The following is an 18,665-nucleotide window of genomic DNA, read 5'->3' on the forward strand; positions in this document are numbered from 1 at the left end:
GAGCATGCAAATCAAACTCGCCAACCCTCGCGGCTTCTGCGCGGGGGTCGACCGGGCGATCGAGATCGTCAACCGCGCGCTGGAAGTCTTCGGCCCGCCGATCTATGTGCGTCACGAAGTGGTGCACAACAAGTTCGTGGTGGAAGACCTGCGCAACCGTGGCGCCATCTTCGTCGAAGAGCTGGACCAGGTACCGGACGACGTCATCGTCATCTTCAGTGCCCACGGGGTTTCCCAGGCCGTGCGCCAGGAAGCTGCTGGCCGTGGCCTGAAAGTGTTCGATGCCACCTGCCCGCTGGTGACCAAGGTGCACATCGAAGTGGCCAAGTACAGTCGCGACGGCCGTGAGTGCATTCTCATCGGCCACGAAGGGCATCCGGAGGTCGAAGGCACCATGGGCCAGTACGACGCCAGCAACGGTGGCGCCATCTACCTCGTCGAAGACGAGGAGGATGTTGCCAACCTGCAGGTGAAGGACCCGGACCACCTGGCGTTCGTCACCCAGACCACGCTGTCGATGGACGACACCAGCCGCGTGATCGACGCCCTGCGTGCGCGCTTCCCGAACATTGGCGGCCCGCGCAAGGACGACATCTGCTACGCCACCCAGAACCGCCAGGACGCGGTCAAGCAACTGGCGGACGAGTGCGACGTGGTACTGGTGGTCGGCAGCCCGAACAGCTCCAACTCCAACCGCCTGCGCGAGCTGGCCGAGCGCATGGGCACCCCGGCCTACCTGATCGACGGTGCCGAGGACCTGCAGCGTGGCTGGTTCGACCAGACGGCGCGGGTCGGCATTACCGCTGGCGCTTCGGCTCCCGAAGTGCTGGTACGTGGCGTGATCGAGCAGCTCAAGGCCTGGGGCGCCACCGGTGCTGAAGAGCTGGATGGGCGGGAAGAGAACATCACCTTCTCCATGCCCAAGGAGTTGCGGGTTCGGTCGCTGATCTGAAACGGCCCTCACCTGGTGCTGTTTTATGTGGGAGCGGCCTTGTGTCGCGAAAGGGCCGCAAAGCGGCCCCGGCAATATCAGCTCCAACGCTGAAATCCTGGGGCTGCTTTGCAGCCCTTTCGCGACACAAGGCCGCTCCCACAACGACCACGTATGCTAGCTGGAGGCGTCTTTGCATCGGGATTTTTTTGGCTCTCCCATCTGTACCTTGACCCTGCCAGTCGATGCCATCACCACTTGATACTGGCTAGTTGCGGTCAAGCGCTCGCAAATCTCCATCGTTGAACCTAACCAATTACCGTTGGCCCCAAGCGGAACACCCTGCGCACTGAATTTCAGCTGCTCACCGCGATTGCTCGTGATCTTCAGCGGCCGTGAAAGACGCTGCTCGCGCAGCACCTGCCCGTTATGCTCCAGCATCACCTGCCAACCATTCCCCCAGTTACCGTCCAACGCCTGCACCAGCACCGGCTGGCTTTGCAACATGGCATGGCTGCGCGCACTGCGCAGCGCCTGCGCCAAGTCACGCGCAGCTGCCGCCCTGTGTAGGTCGTCGCTCAATCTGGCGTAGGCCGGCATGCCGAGCTGTGTCAGCAACACGGCCACCGCCAGGGCCGACAACATTTGAATCAGTGTTACACCTCGTTGCTTCACCGTGCATTCCTCCCTGGAAGTGCTTGGCTGTAGCTTCACGGTCGTTGGACCGGCGGTCCAGTCGCCCGGGTTCAATGCAATTGCAGGAAAAGTCGCAGGAGGTGCAGGGATGCACGCAAGACAACGGGGCATGACGTTTCTGGAAGTGTTATTGGCGGTGGTAGTGGTGGCTGTGGGTATGTTCGCAGCGGCAGGCCTGCAACTGCAGGCATTGCAGGCTGCGGAGAACGCGCGCCGCGATGGACAGGCGGCAATGGCGGCGCACAGTGAGCAGGAAAGGGGGCGGCCATGAGTCGGGGCCAGCGTGGTTTCGGCTTGCTTGAGGTGATGCTGGCGCTGACCATCGGGTTGCTGCTGTTGGCGGCGGCCAGCCAGCTATTCGCCTCGGCCCACCATACCTGGCGGCTGCAAAGCACGGCAGTACGCATGCAGGATGAGGCACGCCTGGCATTGCTGCGAATGGCCCAGGATATCCGCATGACCGGGATGTTTGGCTGCCTGCGACTGCGGCCAAAGCACTTCGGCAGTTCGAGCGCAGAGCACGCATTCGCCCGGCCGATGGAAGTCGAAGCATCCACCCTTAGCCTGGTCGTTGCGGAGTTACCTGGGCAAGCCGGGGGCCCGCAGTGGTTCCTGCACACGGACTGTACTAGCAAGGTGTCTGTGGACGATGAGTTGAAGGAGGACTACCCACAGGTTTACCCCATCAGCAAATATGTCTACCAACTCCAGGGCAATACGCTGAAATTCAAACGCAACAAAAGCAACTTCCAGCCGCTGGTTGAAAATGTGCGCTCAATACGTTTCCAGCGTGTGCAAATGGCACAGGGTGAGGGGGTGGATATTGCCCTGACGCTTTACGAACCCACGCTCGAACTTGAACAGCACCATGAACTGAGCGTCGCAATCCGCAACCCGGTGCCGGCCTCATGAATCGTCAGCGTGGCATAGTCCTGTTGTTGGCCTTGGTCCTGAGCCTGCTGCTTGGGCTGCTTGCGGCGTCCGCCCTGCGTGATGCGCTGGCGCAAACGCGAATGACCGGCTATCTGAGCGAAGGCCTGCTGGCGCTGGAGCAGGCCGAGGCCACGCTGCTGGCAGGGGCAGGCGAGCTCGAGCGGGCTCCCCCCGACCCTTGCGAGGCGTGCCCGCCACCCGCTCGACCGCATGACCTGAGCGGGCAGTGGCAGCGCACGCGAACCGGCTATTTCCATTTGCAGAATCTGGGTACCAGCGAACACGCGGCGCATATGCCGGAAGGGCAGCAGGTCACCCTGTACCGCGTCACCGCCGTCAGCCTGCAAACCCAGTCGCGGCATGTGCTGGAAGCGGTCTACGCCATGGCCGGCGACACAACCCGGCGCATTGCCTGGCGGCAGAGATTGCGAGGAGACTGACATGCAGCAAGGCTTGAGCCTGATCGAGTTGTTGATTGTGCTGGCCGTGACCGGCATTCTGGCAGCCATTGCCTACCCCAGTTACAGCGACCAGCTACGGCGAGCCGCGCGCAGCGAAGTGGTTGGCCTGCTGCATGACGCCGCCCTGCGCCTGGAGCGCCACCGCGTACGCACTGGCCAATACGCCGAGGGCGACCCGGCGTTGCCCGACGGTACCCGCTATTACAGCCTGCAGGCCCAGCGCGACAGCGACACCTTCACGCTGCGCGCCCGGCGGCTGCCGAGCGGGCTGATGGCGCAGGACCGCTGTGGCGATTTCCAGCTCGACCAGGCCGGCGTGCAGCGCAATCCGGGTGCCGTCGAAGACAGCGTGCACTGCTGGGGAAGCTGAAGATTGAATGATGCCCGGTGCATCGCGGATTTACTTCAGGTGTTGGATCGACAGATGAACAAGCAAGTAGTGGTGGTCGGCGGCGGGGTGATCGGCCTGCTGACGGCATTCAACCTGGCGGCGAAGGTCGGGCAGGTGGTGGTGTGTGATCAGGGTGAAGTCGGCCGCGAGTCGTCCTGGGCCGGGGGTGGTATCGTCTCGCCGCTATACCCGTGGCGCTACAGCCCGGCCGTGACCGCCCTGGCACACTGGTCGCAAGACTTTTATCCGCAGCTGGGCGAGCGTTTGTTCGCCAGCACCGGCGTCGACCCCGAAGTGCACACCACGGGCCTGTACTGGCTCGACCTGGACGACGAGGCCGAAGCGCTGGCCTGGGCCGAGCGTGAGCAGCGGCCGCTGAGTGCCGTGGATATTTCGGCGGCCTATGACGCGGTGCCGGTGCTGGGCCCGGGCTTCAAGCGTGCCATCTACATGGCCGGCGTGGCCAACGTGCGCAACCCGCGCCTGGTGAAGTCGCTCAAGGCGGCGTTGCTGGCGTTGCCCAACGTGACCTTGCGTGAGCACTGCCAGGTTACCGGTTTTGTCCAGCAAGGCGGTCGCGTGACCGGGGTGCAGACGGCAGACGGCGTTCTGGCGGCGGATGAGGTGGTGCTCAGTGCTGGCGCGTGGAGTGGCGACCTGCTGCGTACGCTCGGCCTGGAACTGCCGGTGGAGCCGGTGAAGGGCCAGATGATTTTGTTCAAATGTGCCGAAGACTTCCTGCCGAGCATGGTGCTGGCCAAGGGGCGCTATGCGATCCCGCGGCGTGACGGGCATATTCTGGTGGGTAGCACGCTGGAGCATGCCGGGTACGACAAGACGCCGACCAAGGAGGCGTTGGAGAGCCTGAAGGCCTCGGCGGTGGAATTGTTGCCTGAGCTCGAGGGGGCCACGGTGGTGGCGCATTGGGCCGGGCTGCGGCCGGGGTCGCCGGAAGGTATTCCGTACATCGGGCCGGTGCCGGGGCATGCGGGGCTGTGGTTGAACTGCGGGCATTACCGCAACGGGCTGGTGCTGGCGCCGGCTTCGTGCCAGCTGTTTACCGACCTGTTGACCGGGGCAGAACCGATCATTGACCCGGCGCCGTATGCGCCAGCCGGGCGGTTGAGCTGACATTGCCGGGGCCGCTTTGCGGCCCTTTCGCGACACAAGGCCGCTCCTACAGGGGCCGCGTACTCCATGTAGAGCGGCCTTGTGTCGCGAAAGGGCTGCAAAGCAGGCCCAGTTTCTAACGGGATTGCCCCGGCCCTTGCTGCAGGTGTGCCTGGCTGCAATACCACTCGTTGCCCTGCTGCAGCGCCCGGTCATTGGGCAGGTGCACGCCGCAATGGGCGCAGCGCACCATCTTCAGCGGCGCATCCAGCTTCGCCTCGGGGGGCGACTGTTGGCTGGCTTTGAACTTGCGCCACAGCCAGAACGCGGCGGCGATCAGGGCGATCCAGAAAAGTAGGCGAACCATGGTGTCCAGCTTGTCGGTTGAAGAAGCCGACAGTCTAGGACGCGGCCAATAAAAAAGGGAGGCCCAGGGCCTCCCTTTCATGTACCGCTACGTATCAGTCGAACAGACCAAAGGTCATGTAGCTGAACCAGGAACGGTCCTTCTCGGCTTCCTTCGGCCCTTCCGGCACGATCGGGTCACCGTTCTCGTCAGTTGGCAGCAGCTCACGCGGCATCTCGTCACGTGCATCCTGGAACTGCTTGACCACGTCCTGGTTGGCGCGGGTTTCACCCGGTGGCAGCGGGGTTTCGGTTTCGATCAGGCCCAGGGTCGCCTTGGACAGCCAGCCGCGGCCGTCAGACTCGGTCTGCTTTGGCTGGAACTCGCCATCTACCAGGCTCGGGTGGTCCGGGTAGTTGAGCTTGAGGGTTTCCAGGCTGGTGGCGGCCAGTTCGTCCAGGTGCATCTTCTGGTACGCCTCGACCATCACCGCCAGGCCGTCGCCGACCGATGGGGTTTCCTGGAAGTTCTCTACCACGTAGCGGCCACGGTTGGCAGCGGCTACATAGGCCTGGCGGCTCAGGTAGTAGTCGGCCACATGGATTTCGTACGACGCCAGCAGGTTGCGCAGGTAGATCATGCGCTGCTTGGCATCGGGGGCGTAGCGGCTGTTGGGGAAGCGGCTGGTCAGCTGGGCGAACTCGTTGTACGAGTCGCGGGCAGCACCCGGGTCACGCTTGGTCATGTCCAGCGGCAGGAAGCGCGCCACCAGGCCACGGTCCTGGTCGAACGAGGTCAGGCCCTTGAGGTAGTAGGCGTAGTCGACGTTCGGGTGCTGCGGGTGCAGGCGGATGAAGCGCTCGGCAGCCGACTTGGCAGCCTCGGGCTCGGAGTTCTTGTAGTTGGCGTAGATCAGCTCGAGCTGCGCCTGGTCGGCATAGCGGCCGAACGGGTAGCGCGACTCCAGGGCCTTGAGCTTGTTCACGGCGCTGGTGTAGCTGGAGTTGTCCAGGTCAGCTTGCGCCTGCTGATACAGCTCGGCCTCGCTGAGGTTCTCGTCAATCACTTCTTTATTGGAGGAACAGGCCGCGGTGAGCCCGAGGATGGCGATCAGCAGCAGGTGTTTCACTTGCATGGCGGCTTGCGTCCCTTTGACGGCCGCTGTCTTGGGCGGTGCCGTCCTGTTATGATGAGCGCCCCGGCCAACCCCGGGACAAAAGAAGTCGTATTTAACCACAAGCTCGCAGCCGAAACCAAAGGCTGTGCGCCCGCCGAATCGAGCATGTCCGAGATCATTCAACTTAGCGCAGAGGTCCCGTCCGAACTGGGCGGTCAACGCCTCGACCAGGTCGCCGCCCAATTGTTCGCCGAGTACTCGCGTTCCCGGCTGACTTCGTGGATCAAAGAAGGCCGCCTGACGGTCGATGGTGCCGTGGTGCGCCCTCGAGACCTCGTCTATGGTGGCTCGCAACTTGTCCTGGAGGCCGAGCAAGAGGCCCAGGGCGAGTGGGTCGCCGAAGATATCGAGCTGGATATCGTCTACGAAGACGACCATATCATGGTGATCAACAAGCCTGCCGGGCTGGTTGTGCACCCGGCCGCCGGGCATGCCAGCGGGACTTTGCTCAATGCACTGCTGCACCACGTGCCTGACATCGTCAACGTACCGCGCGCCGGTATCGTCCACCGCCTGGACAAGGACACCACCGGCCTGATGGTGGTGGCCAAGACCTTGCAGGCGCAGACCCGGCTGGTCGAGCAGATGCAGGCGCGCAAGGTCAGCCGCATCTACGAGTGCATCGTGATTGGCGTGGTCACTGCCGGCGGCAAGATCGATGCCCCGATCGGCCGCCACGGCGGCATGCGCCAGCGCATGGCGGTCACCGATGGCGGCAAGCCGGCGGTCAGCCACTACCGTGTGCTCAAGCGCTTCCGCTCGCACACCCACGTGCGGGTCAAGCTGGAAACCGGCCGTACCCACCAGATTCGCGTGCACATGGCTCACGTTGGCTTCCCGTTGGTCGGCGACCAGACCTACGGCGGGCGCTTCCGCATTCCGCCGGCAGCCAGCCCGACCATGGTCGAGGCGGTGAAAACCTTCCCGCGCCAGGCACTGCATGCGCGCTTCCTGGCATTGGCCCACCCGATTACCGGTGAAGTCATGAAGTGGGAATCGCCGCTGCCGGATGACTTCGTCTGGTTGCTGTCGCTGCTGAACCAGGACCGCGAGAGCTTTGTCGGATGAGTGGCCTGACGCAGTCGCTGCTGTTCCCCGACTGGCCAGCCCCGGCCTCGGTGCGCGCCTGTGTCACCACCCGCCAGGGCGGCGTCAGCCTGCCGCCCTATGAAACCTTCAACCTTGGCGACCATGTAGGGGACGACCCTGCCGCGGTGGCCGAAAACCGTCGTCGCCTGAGCGACGAATTCGCCATCCAGCCGGCCTGGCTCAAGCAGGTGCATGGGCTGGTGGTGGCAAATGCCGACCCGGCTGTGGTGGCCGAGGCCGACGCCAGCTGGACCGACCAGCCTGGCATTGCCTGCACCGTGATGACTGCCGATTGCCTGCCAGCGCTGTTCTGCGACCGGGCCGGTACCCGTGTGGCGGCGGCGCATGCTGGCTGGCGCGGGCTGGCCGGTGGTGTGCTGGAGGCCACCTTGGATCGCCTGGCACTGCCACCCGAAGAGGTGCTGGTGTGGCTGGGACCGGCGATTGGCCCACAGGCGTTCGAAGTGGGGCTGGAAGTGCGTGATGCCTTTACGGCGGTGCACCCGGAAGCGGCCCGGGCCTTTGTCGATGGTGCGCGGCCGGGCAAGTTGATGGCCGACATCTATGAGCTGGCGCGTATTCGTTTGGCGGCGCGTGGGGTGACTGCTGTTCATGGCGGTGGCTTGTGCACGGTCAGCGACGAGCGGTTCTTCTCCTATCGCCGTACTCCGCAGGGGGGGCGCTTTGCTTCCCTGGTGTGGCTGGAGCCGCGCTAGCCTGCACCGGCCTTTTCGCGGGCACGCCCGATCCACAGGTTTCAAACATTGCGGATTCCCTGTAGGAGCGGGCATGCCCGCGAATGGCCCAGCACTAATCCAACAGGTTGATCCTGGTCAACCCCGCTACGCTTGAATCTTCCAGAATCAGCCTTATCTATAAGGTCATCTCAGGCAGGTTTCTTCACAAACAGGCGCTGTCCATCGCTCCGACCTGCCCTTTAAAAGGAAGGTACCCCCATGCGAATAGACCGTTTGACCAGCAAGCTGCAGCTTGCGATATCCGATGCCCAATCCCTGGCGGTTGGCATGGATCACCCTGCCATCGAGCCGGTGCACCTGTTGCAGGCACTGCTCGAGCAGCAGGGCGGTTCGATCAAGCCGCTGCTGATGCAGGTAGGCTTCGACATCAACAGCCTGCGCCAGGCACTGGTGAAAGAACTCGACCAGCTGCCGAAAATCCAGAACCCCACCGGCGACGTAAACATGTCGCAGGACCTGGCGCGCCTGCTCAACCAGGCCGACCGCCTGGCCCAGCAGAAGGGCGACCAGTTCATTTCCAGCGAACTTGTGCTGCTGGCTGCCATGGACGAGAACAGCAAGCTCGGCAAGCTGTTGTTGAGCCAGGGCGTGAGCAAGAAGGCCCTGGAAAACGCCATCAACAACCTGCGCGGCGGTGCGGCGGTCAATGACGCCAACGCCGAGGAATCGCGCCAGGCGCTGGACAAGTACACCGTCGACCTGACCAAGCGTGCCGAAGAAGGCAAGCTGGACCCGGTGATTGGCCGTGACGACGAAATTCGCCGTACCGTACAGGTGCTGCAACGCCGTACCAAGAACAACCCGGTGCTGATCGGTGAGCCTGGCGTAGGTAAAACCGCCATCGCCGAAGGCCTGGCCCAGCGCATCATCAATGGTGAAGTGCCGGACGGCCTCAAGGGCAAGCGCCTGCTGGCGCTGGACATGGGCGCGCTGATTGCCGGTGCCAAGTACCGCGGCGAGTTCGAAGAACGCCTCAAAGGCCTGCTGAACGAGCTGTCCAAGCAGGAAGGCCAGATCATCCTGTTCATCGACGAACTGCACACCATGGTCGGCGCCGGCAAGGGCGAGGGCGCCATGGACGCCGGCAACATGCTCAAGCCGGCCCTGGCTCGTGGCGAGCTGCACTGCGTTGGCGCCACCACGCTGAACGAGTACCGCCAGTTCATCGAAAAAGATGCTGCCTTGGAGCGCCGCTTCCAGAAGGTGCTGGTCGAGGAGCCGAGCGAGGAAGACACCATCGCCATCCTGCGTGGCCTGAAAGAGCGCTATGAAGTGCACCACAAGGTGGCCATCACCGACGGCGCCATCATTGCTGCGGCCAAGCTCAGCCACCGCTACATCACCGACCGTCAGCTGCCGGACAAGGCCATTGACCTGATCGACGAAGCGGCCAGCCGCATCCGCATGGAGATCGACTCCAAGCCGGAAGTGCTCGACCGCCTCGACCGTCGCCTGATCCAGCTGAAGGTGGAGTCGCAGGCGCTGAAGAAGGAAGAAGACGAAGCGGCGAAAAAGCGCCTGGAGAAGCTGACCGAGGAAATCGACCGGTTGGAGCGTGAATACGCCGACCTGGAAGAAATCTGGGCCTCCGAGAAGGCTGAGGTGCAGGGCTCAGCGCAGATCCAGCAAAAGATCGAGCAGGCCCGCCAGGAGCTGGAGACCGCCCGTCGCAAAGGCGACCTGAGCCGCATGGCCGAGCTGCAGTACGGGGTGATCCCGGATTTGGAGCGCAGCCTGCAGATGGTCGACCAGCACGGCAAGACCGAAAACCAGTTGCTGCGCAATAAGGTCACCGAGGAAGAAATTGCCGAAGTGGTCTCGAAGTGGACCGGTATCCCGGTGGCCAAGATGCTCGAAGGCGAGCGTGAAAAGCTGCTGAAGATGGAAGAGCTGCTGCACCAGCGTGTGATCGGCCAGAACGAGGCGGTAACCGCCGTGGCCAACGCGGTGCGCCGTTCGCGTGCCGGGCTGTCCGACCCGAACCGGCCGAGTGGTTCGTTCCTGTTCCTCGGCCCGACCGGGGTGGGCAAGACCGAGCTGTGCAAGGCGCTGGCCGAGTTCCTGTTCGACACCGAAGAGGCAATGGTGCGCATCGACATGTCCGAGTTCATGGAGAAGCATTCCGTGGCTCGCCTGATCGGTGCCCCACCAGGCTATGTGGGGTATGAAGAGGGCGGTTACCTGACCGAGGCAGTACGGCGCAAGCCATACTCGGTGGTGCTGCTGGACGAGGTGGAGAAGGCCCACCCGGATGTGTTCAACGTGCTGCTGCAGGTGCTGGAAGACGGCCGCCTGACCGACAGCCACGGGCGCACCGTGGACTTCCGCAACACCGTGATCGTGATGACCTCCAACCTGGGCTCGGCGCAGATCCAGGAACTGGTGGGTGACCGCGAGGCACAGCGTGCGGCGGTGATGGATGCGGTGGGTTCGCACTTCCGTCCGGAATTCATCAACCGTATCGACGAAGTGGTGGTGTTCGAGCCACTGGGCCGCGAGCAGATTGCCGGCATTACCGAAATCCAGCTGGGCCGCCTGCGCAGCCGTCTGCTGGAGCGCGAACTGTCGCTGAGCCTGAGCCCGGAGGCATTGGACAAGCTGATTGCCGTGGGTTACGACCCGGTATACGGCGCACGGCCACTGAAGCGGGCGATCCAGCGCTGGATCGAAAACCCGTTGGCGCAGTTGATCCTGGCAGGCAAGTTCATGCCGGGGACGGCGATTACCGCCAAGGTGGAAGGCGACGAAATCGTCTTCGGCTGATCTGTTTCACCATGAGCCCCGCATCTGCGGGGCTTTTTTTGTCTGTATCTCCCAGGCCTCACACACATTCCGAGGACCGGTGCCGTACCTGTGGGAGCGGGCATGCCCGCGAAGGGGCCCTCACAGCCCCAGCAAATCCGGGCCTTTCCGGCCTTCTGGATAACTAGCTGAAATTTTTGAAATTTTTGCTTGCATCTAAAATCGGGTGCCCCTAATATACGCCGCGTTGTCAGGCACTAAGCGAATCACCAGCAACATCGGTGACCGCAAAACAACTTACAAATCAGTAAGTTGAATGAAAAAAAGTGGTTGACAAGCAAAACGAAGAATGTAGAATAGCCGGCCTCAGCAGCTGCAACGCGAAAGCGGATAGCCAAAGAGACCGAAGCTAACACAAGCTTCGAAGCTGTAAAGATGTACCGAAGTTCAGTTCCGCGATAGCTCAGTCGGTAGAGCAAATGACTGTTAATCATTGGGTCCCTGGTTCGAGTCCAGGTCGCGGAGCCAATCTCGGGGTGTAGCGCAGTCCGGTAGCGCGCCTGCTTTGGGAGCAGGATGTCAGGAGTTCGAATCCCCTCACCCCGACCATTTTCCGGGTCGTTAGCTCAGTTGGTAGAGCAGTTGGCTTTTAACCAATTGGTCGTAGGTTCGAATCCTACACGACCCACCATGTAAAAAGGGCATCTCAAGCGAGATGCCCTTTTTCTTTAAGTATCACGGGGTGTAGCGCAGTCCGGTAGCGCGCCTGCTTTGGGAGCAGGATGTCAGGAGTTCGAATCCCCTCACCCCGACCATTTCCGGGTCGTTAGCTCAGTTGGTAGAGCAGTTGGCTTTTAACCAATTGGTCGTAGGTTCGAATCCTACACGACCCACCATGAAAAAAAGGGCATCTCGCATGAGATGCCCTTTTTTTTTGCCAGAATTTTGGGCCTGCGTTGCAGGCCATCGCGACACAAGGCCGCTCCTACAGCAAGCAGATATTGCGCGGTCGTTTGTAATCGATGGACTCGCCCCCGCCGAGGCATCACAGTGCCACGGTGGCGTTCTAAGAAGCCAACGGCAGCGAGGGCGAGACCATGAAAAAGCATAGTTCCAAGCAAGGTTCCCTGTCGTCCACTGATGTGGAGCTTTGCACAACCATCTGTGTAGACCTGGCCAAGCAGGTCTTTCAGTTAGCAGGCGAGGATGCTACCGGTCGGGTGATCTACGAAGATCGCATCAAATCCCGTCAGGCCTTTCATGATTTCCTGCTCAGGTTGCCAGCGACAGTGACCGTCTTGATGGAGTGCGGCCCAGGTGCACAAGCCTGGGCAAGGCTGCTGCAGGCCAAAGGTAATGCGGTTCGCATCCTGCCTGCGCAACGAGTCGCCGAACACCGCAGCGGCGCGAAGAACGACCGTAACGACACCCATGCCATTTTGCGCGCCGGTCGCGATACCAGTATTGCCTCGATATCGATCAAGAGCACCACAGCACTGGCTATTCAAGCACTGCACCGTATCCGCCGCGGCAACATCAAGCGGCATACCGCGCTGGGTAACCAGATACGTGGTTTGCTGCTTGAGCATGGCGTATCCATGCCACAGGGCGACGCTGCGATTGGTAAGCATGTGCCGCGGTCTCTTGAGGATGCCTCTTTACCTTTGCCCGACCTATTGCGTGAGTTGCTCGATGAGCTGTTGACGGACTGGCTGTCTCTGGGTGAACGCATTGCGGGGCTCAGTAGACGGCTCGAAGCGACAGCCCGGGAGGATAAAGTCGCACAGCGACTGGTCACCATTCGTGGCGTAGGCCCTATCATCGCCACGGCGATCGTGGCGAAACAGACCGAGCCCAGCCGCTTCGCCAGTGGCCGAATGTATTCCGCCTTCTTCGGTATCGTGCCCGATCAGCACAGCAGTGGAAACAAAGTCAGATTGGGCAGGATGAGCAAGCGAGGTGACGGCTACATACGTAGCCTGATGATCCAGGGCGCACATGCTGTCTTGAGTCAGCTAAGGCCTGATTCCGATCAGCCAGACGATCGCCGCCTCTTGCGCTGGCTATCCCGCCTTGGGCGCAAGGAAGCGGCGATCAGACTGGCTAATCGAAATCTGCGCATTATCTGGGCCCTGTTACAGAACGACCAGGTTTATCAACACAAACCGAACAGCAACCCGGAGGCTGCCATGAGCCTCTGACCAACCGAGTAATGCCACCGGGGCGCTAAGCGCTCCAACCCCTGCTAGTGAACATTGACCCCTGGTAAGACCGTCGCAGACTGATGCCTCCGCTCCTACAGGCCCGATGCAGTGGCCTCAATGTAAACGGCACGCTGCGAGCTCACCACGATGTCGGCCAGAAGCAAAAAGCTTCCTCGAACAGGCCTGATACATAGATGCAACCGGGTTCCTATGTTCAAAAGCAGCTAGACAGTGTGGGCGAGTCCATACATAGGAGCGGCCTTGTGTCGCGAAAGGGGCGCAAAGCGCCCCAGCAATCTTCAGTGTCAGTGCAACTTCAACCTAGGCTCGGTACCCCGGCCAATCTTGCTACCCAGCATCATCAACGCCGTACGGAAGAACCCGTACAACGCCATCTGGTGCATCCGGTACAGCGACACGTAGAACATCCGCGCCAGCCAGCCCTCCAGCTTCACGCTGCCCATCAGGTTACCCATCAGGTTGCCCACCGCCGAGAAGCGCGACAGCGACACCAGCGAGCCGTAGTCCTTGTACTCATAGGTCGGCAGCGCCTTGTTCTCCAGCCGCGCCTTCAAACTCTGCGCCAGCATCGAAGCCTGCTGGTGCGCCGCCTGGGCACGTGGCGGCACGTTGCGGTCGCTACCCGGTTGCGGGCAGGCGGCGCAGTCCCCGAAGGCAAAGATGTTGTCATCGCGCGTGGTCTGCAAGGTAGGGCGTACCACCAGCTGGTTGATGCGGTTGGTTTCCAGGCCATCGATGTCCTTGAGGAACGCCGGCGCACGGATACCAGCCGCCCACACTTTCAAACTGGCCTGGATCACTTCACCGTCTTTGGTTTTCAGGCCATCCTCGGTCACTTCACTGACGGCGGCATTGGTCATCACCTTCACCCCGAGCTTTTCCAGGGTCTTGTGCACCGGCACGCTGATGCGCTCTGGCAGCGCCGGCAAGACGCGCGGGCCCGCCTCGATAAGGGTGATGTGCATGTCCTTGGGCTGGATGCGGTCCAGGCCATAGGCCGCCAGTTCGTGGGCCGCGTGATGCAGCTCGGCTGCCAGTTCCACACCGGTGGCACCGGCGCCGACAATGGCCACGCTGATCTTCTCGCTCGCCACGTCACCGGCATGGGCACGCAGGTAGTGGTTGAGCAACTGCTGGTGGAAACGCTCGGCCTGCTTGCGGGTGTCGAGGAACAGGCAGTGCTGCGCCGCGCCCAAGGTGCCGAAGTCGTTGGTGTTGGAACCCACGGCAATGACCAGGGTGTCGTAGCCCAAGGTGCGCGCAGGCAACAGCTCGCGGCCCTCTTCGTCGAGGGTGGCGGCCAGTTGAATCTGTTTGCCTTCACGGTCCAGGCCGCTCATGCGCCCCAGCTGGAAGTTGAAGTGGTTCCACTTGGCCTGGGCCACGTAGTTCAGTTCGTCTTCCGAGGAGTTCAGCGAGCCGGCGGCCACTTCGTGCAGCAGAGGCTTCCAGATGTGCGTGAGGTTGGCGTCGACCAGGGTAATCTCGGCCTGCTTGCGCTTGCCCAGGCTTTTACCCAGGCGGGTCGCCAGTTCCAGGCCGCCGGCGCCGCCGCCGACAATCACGATGCGATGAGTCATGGGGATATCTCATAAGGTTTACGGAATTCGTGGCCCCGGGGGCCGGCCGCAAACTGCACGAGGGGAGGGCGAGCGCGAAGCAGCTCATAGCACCAGTCCACTGAGCAGGCGGCTGATGAGACCCAACCCGATGGTCACGGCCACCACCAGCACAAGGAGCAGCCACGGCCGGAAGGGCCTGCGCTCGACTTGGTGCTGGGGGGCTCGCAGATACTCATCGACACGACGCTGATCTTCCGGATTCAGGCGGCTGGTCATGGTGGGGCCTCGTCAGGTAGACGTTTGGGACTGCGTAAACGCTACAGCGTTCACGCAAGCGCTTGAAACAAATGATAAGGCTTTCTATCTCTGGCGCCGAGTGTACGCCATCGCAAACACTCGCTGCAGTGGATCAAAGACTGATGCCCACGTCGAACACAATGCTGCGGCCCAGGTTGCCGCGCAGGAAGTCCGGCGCATCGGGGTGGGCGAACAGCACCCGGGCAAAAGTCGGCCCGACCAGTGACAGCGAGCGCCAGCCCTGGCGCAGATATTCGGTGGGCGGCGGGAAATGGGTATTGAGGTCGAGCACTTCGCGCTTGAGGCTGGCGAAGGCAATGATATCCAGCTCGTTCAGTTCCAGCCCGCGTTCCCGGTAGTTGTGCGCCTTCTTGCGCAAGGTCGGCGCCAGCCGCCCCAGCAGCTCGGTGGCACTGATGCGCCGCGGGCGCGCTTCGCGGCGCACCAGTTGCGCCAGGGAAAACGCACTGCGCCGGCGCTGCAGTTCTTCGCGCCATTCATCGTTGAGCCGGCGGCCCTCGTCGAGCACGAAAAACACCTCGAACGCCGCGTCGCGGAACAGCACGTCTGGCGGTTCTTGCCCGGCCGGGGTGAAGTCCTCGCTGCGATAGGGGATGTTCAGCCCCTGCAACAGGCGTTGGCACACCCAACGCTCCCGCTCCCACTTGCGGGCGTTGGAGAGAAAGGCGTTGGCTTGTTCCGCCTGGATGGTAAGCAGGCGCAGGTAGTCTGAGTCATCCATGCAGACAAGCTTAGCTGCTAATCGATGACGATAAGATGCTGTTTGTGCGCAGAAATCAGCCCAGTATTGGCCATTGCTGCACCACCCCAAGCAGGTGCACCAGGCCAAACCCCAGGCAGATCAGCGAACTGACCACGATGAAACGCCGCGAGCGCCCGGTACCCGCCAGCAATATCGGCCCCAGCAGGCCGCGCGCCAGGTACACCAAGGTGATCAGGCAGATGGCCGGCAGCAGCAAGGGCAACCGCCCGATGGCCCCGGCAGCTGACAGCGCATACCCCGACCAGGCCAGCAGCACGCAGGCGATGGCTGCGGTGATCAGCCCTGGGTACCAGCGGCCGTTTTCGGCGGCCACGGCCATGCGCTCGCCGGCCCCGAACAAACGGTACCAACGCGGCCCGACGGCGATGATGACCAGGTGAAGTACGCCGATGATGGCGTTGAGCGCTGCTGCCAGCAGCAGGGCGAGGTTGATTCCTTCCGGCATGAGCAATGCTTCCTGCATCGAGTGAGGGTGCCAGCCTAGCGCAACCGAATGAAACGGAGAATGGGTGTAGACTCGGCGTTATCCACATGGCTGCAAGGGGCATTCGTCAGGTGATCAGCGCGCAGGTGTTGTCGGGCACCACCCTTACGCTTGGCTGGCTGGGATATGTGCCGTTGCTGATCTGGGCGGTCAGCCAGGTGCGCTGGGTTGAGCTGTTCACCGACCGGCGCCGCCAGCATCTGCTGTTTGGCACGGTGTTCTGCCTGTTTGCCTTGTGGTTGGTGCGACGCGATTTCGATACCGGTGTGTCGTACCACTTCATAGGCATGACGGCGGTAACCCTGTTGCTGGACTGGCCACTGGCGGTGCTTGGCGGGTTCATGGCCCAGCTCGGTTTGCTGGTGCTGGGGCGTCAGGACCTGGCGGCGCTGGGGGTGAATGGCTTGTTGCTGGTTGGCCTGCCGGTGCTGATCGCCGAGGCGTGCGCGATAGGGGTCGAGCGCGCCCAGCCGCGGAACCTGTTTGTGTATATCTTCTGTTCAGGGTTCTTCCCGGCGGCACTGACCGTGCTGGCCTGCCTGTCGACCGCGCTGGGGCTGTTGTGGCTGGACGGGCGCTTCGCCATGCCGGAGTGGCTCAGCGATTTTGTCGGCTACCTGTGGCTGATGATGTTCCCCGAAGCGTTCATCAACGGCACGGTGATCAGCGCGCTGGTGGTGTTTTGCCCGGAGTGGCTGGAAACCTTCAACCGCACGCGGTATCTGCAGGCGCCGTGGAAGGAGGATGATCGATAACTAACCAGGCCACCGCAGCGGTGCGGTCCTTGCTTGTAGGAGCGGCCTTGTGTCGCGAAAGGGCTGCGGAGCAGCCCCGGCGAACTTTGGGTTAACGCTGAAATCGATGGCCGCTTTGCGGCCCATCGCGACACAAGGCCGCTCCTACAGGTACCGCGCCAGTCTTGAAGCTTGTGGGGTTGCCTGTGGGAGCGGGCATGCCCGCGCAACGGCCCGCACAGCCACTTGGCTATCGGATCAATGCCGCGGCTCCAAATCCCCCGAGTACAGCTCATCCTCGGACTCTTCCGCCCCCGGAATCTTGTGCTCCTCCGCCGCCCAGGCGCCCAGGTCGATCAGCTTGCAACGGTCCGAACAGAATGGCCGGAACGGGCTTTTCTCGTTCCATTCCACAGGTGCGCCACAGGTCGGGCAATCGACGGTCAATGGCTGGCTCATGGCTGGCCTCCTCGTAAAGTCAGGTAAAAGTGGTGCAGGCGGTCAATCTGCTGATGCAGCGCGGCCAGGTCGCCGTCATTGACCACCACATCATCGGCATGGCGCAGGCGCTCCTCGCGGGCCAGCTGGGCCTTGAGAATGGCCTGCACCTGCTCGGCGCTGGTGTTGTCACGCGCCAGGGTACGCGCCACCTGCAGCTCCTGCGGCGCATCGATCACCAGCACCCGTTGGGTTTTCTGGTGCTGGCCCGACTCGATCAGCAGCGGCGACACATACACCGCATACGGCGACTCCGCCTTGGCCAGGTAGCTGAAAATCTCCTGCCCGATCAGCGGGTGCAGCAATTGCTCCAGCCATTTGCGCTGCGCCGGGTCGGCGAATATCAGCTGGCGCAGTGCCGAACGATCGAGTTGGCCGTCCGCCTGCAGTACGCCGGCGCCAAAGCGCTCGACGATGCTGGCCAGGGCCGGGCGGCCAGGCTCGACCACCCAGCGCGCCGCCTGGTCGGCATCGACCAGATGCACGCCAAGCTCGACGAAACGCTCGGCAGCGGCGCTCTTGCCGCTACCAATGCCGCCGGTAAGGCCGAGAATCCAGGGGGTAAAGGCCGCAGTGGTCATCAGAATCCAAGCAGGTTTGTGTATGAGGCGTATATTTCATCACCCCAGAGCACGGCAATCCACCCCGCAATCGCCAGATAGGGGCCAAACGGGATCGCCGTGCCCATCGCATGCCGGCGCAAGCGCAACAGGCACAGCCCAGCCAGCGCCCCGACCACTGACGACAACAGCAAGGTCAACGGCAACACCTGCCAGCCACCCCAGGCCCCGATCAGCGCCATCAGCTTGAAGTCGCCATAGCCCATGCCCTCCTTGCCGGTAACCAGCTTGAACACCCAGTACACCGTCCACAGGCTGAGGTACCCGGCCACCGCGCCCCACAACGCACTGGTCAGCGGGACGTAGAGGCCAAAGGCGTTGACGATCAGCCCCAGCCACAGCATCGGCAGCACCAGCGCATCCGGCAGCAACTGGTGCTCGGCATCGATCAGGCTCAGGGCCAGCAGGCACCAGGTCAGCGGCAGCGCCAGCAAGGCCTCGGGCGAAGCACCAAAGCGCCAGGCCACCACCAGCGACAGCAGCGCGCTGGCTAACTCCACCAATGGGTAGCGCGGGCTTATGCGGGTCTTGCAGGCTGAACAACGCCCGCGCAAGGCCAGGTAGCTGATGACCGGAATGTTCTCCCACGCGCGAATCCGATGCGCGCAATGCGGGCAGCGCGAGGCGGGTAGCCACAGGTCGAAACGCTCGTGCGGCGTGATCGGCAACTCCAGCATTTCCTGCGCCTCACGCTGCCATTGCCGCTCCAGCATGATCGGCAGGCGATACACCAGCACGTTGAGAAAACTGCCCACCAGTAGGCCGAGCACCGTGGCCAGGGTGACAAAGTACGCCGGCTGCTCAGCCAGCAAAGTCCATAAAGTCAT

General features: G+C 62.5%; 21 protein-coding genes and 5 tRNA genes. 16 read left to right on the plus strand and 10 right to left on the minus strand.

Annotation, left to right across the window (positions count from 1 at the left end):
• The first annotated feature begins 4 nt into the window (after window positions 1-4).
• Window positions 5-952 carry a 4-hydroxy-3-methylbut-2-enyl diphosphate reductase gene (ispH, locus tag AC2T3R_RS03095; RefSeq protein ID WP_013970753.1) on the plus strand — a complete coding sequence of 316 codons (948 nt, stop codon included), beginning with the start codon at window positions 5-7 and terminating at the stop codon, window positions 950-952.
• A gap of 156 nt (window positions 953-1,108) precedes the next feature.
• Here ispH and AC2T3R_RS03100 read toward each other — a convergent pair whose 3' ends face one another.
• Complete coding sequence (locus AC2T3R_RS03100; protein ID WP_486744626.1) at window positions 1,109-1,606, minus strand: GspH/FimT family pseudopilin; 498 nt, start codon at window positions 1,604-1,606, stop codon at window positions 1,109-1,111.
• Between the two features lie 109 nt (window positions 1,607-1,715).
• Here AC2T3R_RS03100 and AC2T3R_RS03105 point away from each other — a divergent pair, with 109 nt between their 5' ends.
• The 5 genes from AC2T3R_RS03105 to thiO are packed head-to-tail and all read left to right on the plus strand — an operon-like array spanning window position 1,716 to window position 4,543.
• Window positions 1,716-1,898 carry a prepilin-type N-terminal cleavage/methylation domain-containing protein gene (locus AC2T3R_RS03105; RefSeq protein ID WP_486744627.1) on the plus strand — a complete coding sequence of 61 codons (183 nt, stop codon included), beginning with the start codon at window positions 1,716-1,718 and terminating at the stop codon, window positions 1,896-1,898.
• Complete coding sequence (locus AC2T3R_RS03110; RefSeq protein WP_486744628.1) at window positions 1,895-2,539, plus strand: PilW family protein; 645 nt, start codon at window positions 1,895-1,897, stop codon at window positions 2,537-2,539. Before AC2T3R_RS03105 ends, AC2T3R_RS03110 begins: the two co-directional genes overlap by 4 nt.
• Window positions 2,536-3,000, plus strand: a complete 465-nt coding sequence (locus AC2T3R_RS03115) for a hypothetical protein (protein ID WP_039614945.1) — start codon at window positions 2,536-2,538, stop codon at window positions 2,998-3,000. The genes AC2T3R_RS03110 and AC2T3R_RS03115 overlap by 4 nt, the downstream gene beginning before the upstream one ends.
• 1 nt (window position 3,001) lies before the next feature.
• Complete coding sequence (locus AC2T3R_RS03120) at window positions 3,002-3,391, plus strand: type IV pilin protein (protein WP_013970758.1); 390 nt, start codon at window positions 3,002-3,004, stop codon at window positions 3,389-3,391.
• A 54-nt stretch (window positions 3,392-3,445) separates the two neighbouring features.
• Window positions 3,446-4,543, plus strand: a complete 1,098-nt coding sequence (thiO, locus tag AC2T3R_RS03125; protein WP_486744629.1) for a glycine oxidase ThiO — start codon at window positions 3,446-3,448, stop codon at window positions 4,541-4,543.
• Window positions 4,544-4,658: 115 nt separating this feature from the next.
• On the opposite strand, the gene AC2T3R_RS03130 is transcribed toward thiO, so the two are convergent.
• Window positions 4,659-4,889 (minus strand): PP0621 family protein, encoded by a 231-nt coding sequence (locus tag AC2T3R_RS03130; RefSeq protein ID WP_486744630.1) that lies wholly within the window; start codon window positions 4,887-4,889, stop codon window positions 4,659-4,661.
• A gap of 94 nt (window positions 4,890-4,983) precedes the next feature.
• Window positions 4,984-6,003, minus strand: a complete 1,020-nt coding sequence (locus tag AC2T3R_RS03135; RefSeq protein WP_013970761.1) for an outer membrane protein assembly factor BamD — start codon at window positions 6,001-6,003, stop codon at window positions 4,984-4,986.
• A gap of 147 nt (window positions 6,004-6,150) precedes the next feature.
• Between AC2T3R_RS03135 and rluD the strand changes: the two genes are divergently transcribed.
• From rluD to AC2T3R_RS03180, 9 genes are all read left to right on the plus strand, one after another.
• Entirely contained in the window at window positions 6,151-7,113 is a 963-nt protein-coding gene (gene rluD / locus AC2T3R_RS03140; protein WP_025337605.1) for a 23S rRNA pseudouridine(1911/1915/1917) synthase RluD, read from the plus strand.
• Entirely contained in the window at window positions 7,110-7,850 is a 741-nt protein-coding gene (gene pgeF / locus AC2T3R_RS03145; RefSeq protein WP_015268857.1) for a peptidoglycan editing factor PgeF, read from the plus strand. The genes rluD and pgeF overlap by 4 nt, the downstream gene beginning before the upstream one ends.
• Window positions 7,851-8,090: 240 nt before the next feature.
• A complete protein-coding gene (gene clpB / locus AC2T3R_RS03150; RefSeq protein ID WP_015268858.1) occupies window positions 8,091-10,655 on the plus strand; it encodes an ATP-dependent chaperone ClpB in 2,565 nt (854 codons plus the stop codon).
• A 431-nt stretch (window positions 10,656-11,086) separates the two neighbouring features.
• Window positions 11,087-11,162 (plus strand) — tRNA-Asn (locus AC2T3R_RS03155).
• 4 nt (window positions 11,163-11,166) lie between these two features.
• Window positions 11,167-11,243: transfer RNA gene (locus AC2T3R_RS03160), tRNA-Pro, on the plus strand.
• A 6-nt stretch (window positions 11,244-11,249) separates the two neighbouring features.
• A tRNA-Lys gene (locus tag AC2T3R_RS03165) sits at window positions 11,250-11,325 on the plus strand.
• Window positions 11,326-11,372: 47 nt separating this feature from the next.
• Window positions 11,373-11,449: transfer RNA gene (locus AC2T3R_RS03170), tRNA-Pro, on the plus strand.
• Window positions 11,450-11,454: 5 nt separating this feature from the next.
• A tRNA-Lys gene (locus AC2T3R_RS03175) sits at window positions 11,455-11,530 on the plus strand.
• 246 nt (window positions 11,531-11,776) lie between these two features.
• Window positions 11,777-12,835, plus strand: a complete 1,059-nt coding sequence (locus AC2T3R_RS03180; RefSeq protein WP_085665802.1) for an IS110 family RNA-guided transposase — start codon at window positions 11,777-11,779, stop codon at window positions 12,833-12,835.
• Window positions 12,836-13,143: 308 nt separating this feature from the next.
• Here AC2T3R_RS03180 and AC2T3R_RS03185 read toward each other — a convergent pair whose 3' ends face one another.
• From AC2T3R_RS03185 to AC2T3R_RS03200, 4 genes are all read right to left on the minus strand, one after another.
• Entirely contained in the window at window positions 13,144-14,439 is a 1,296-nt protein-coding gene (locus tag AC2T3R_RS03185; protein ID WP_486744631.1) for an NAD(P)/FAD-dependent oxidoreductase, read from the minus strand.
• 84 nt (window positions 14,440-14,523) lie between these two features.
• Window positions 14,524-14,697, minus strand: a complete 174-nt coding sequence (locus AC2T3R_RS03190; RefSeq protein ID WP_013970765.1) for a DUF3094 family protein — start codon at window positions 14,695-14,697, stop codon at window positions 14,524-14,526.
• Window positions 14,698-14,830: 133 nt separating this feature from the next.
• Window positions 14,831-15,460, minus strand: a complete 630-nt coding sequence (locus AC2T3R_RS03195; protein ID WP_013970766.1) for a DUF1780 domain-containing protein — start codon at window positions 15,458-15,460, stop codon at window positions 14,831-14,833.
• A 55-nt stretch (window positions 15,461-15,515) separates the two neighbouring features.
• Window positions 15,516-15,947 (minus strand): hypothetical protein, encoded by a 432-nt coding sequence (locus tag AC2T3R_RS03200; RefSeq protein WP_015268860.1) that lies wholly within the window; start codon window positions 15,945-15,947, stop codon window positions 15,516-15,518.
• 86 nt (window positions 15,948-16,033) lie between these two features.
• Here AC2T3R_RS03200 and AC2T3R_RS03205 point away from each other — a divergent pair, with 86 nt between their 5' ends.
• Complete coding sequence (locus tag AC2T3R_RS03205) at window positions 16,034-16,741, plus strand: energy-coupling factor ABC transporter permease (RefSeq protein WP_043935298.1); 708 nt, start codon at window positions 16,034-16,036, stop codon at window positions 16,739-16,741.
• A 237-nt stretch (window positions 16,742-16,978) separates the two neighbouring features.
• Here AC2T3R_RS03205 and yacG read toward each other — a convergent pair whose 3' ends face one another.
• The 3 genes from yacG to AC2T3R_RS03220 are packed head-to-tail and all read right to left on the minus strand — an operon-like array spanning window position 16,979 to window position 18,665.
• Entirely contained in the window at window positions 16,979-17,179 is a 201-nt protein-coding gene (gene yacG, locus AC2T3R_RS03210; protein WP_003260624.1) for a DNA gyrase inhibitor YacG, read from the minus strand.
• Entirely contained in the window at window positions 17,176-17,799 is a 624-nt protein-coding gene (gene coaE, locus AC2T3R_RS03215; RefSeq protein ID WP_013970769.1) for a dephospho-CoA kinase, read from the minus strand. The genes yacG and coaE overlap by 4 nt, the downstream gene beginning before the upstream one ends.
• Window positions 17,799-18,665, minus strand: coding sequence for a prepilin peptidase (locus AC2T3R_RS03220; protein ID WP_486744632.1), 867 nt, complete (start codon window positions 18,663-18,665; stop codon window positions 17,799-17,801). Before AC2T3R_RS03220 ends, coaE begins: the two co-directional genes overlap by 1 nt.

This window comes from Pseudomonas sp. PVC-5-1, from assembly GCF_057444345.1.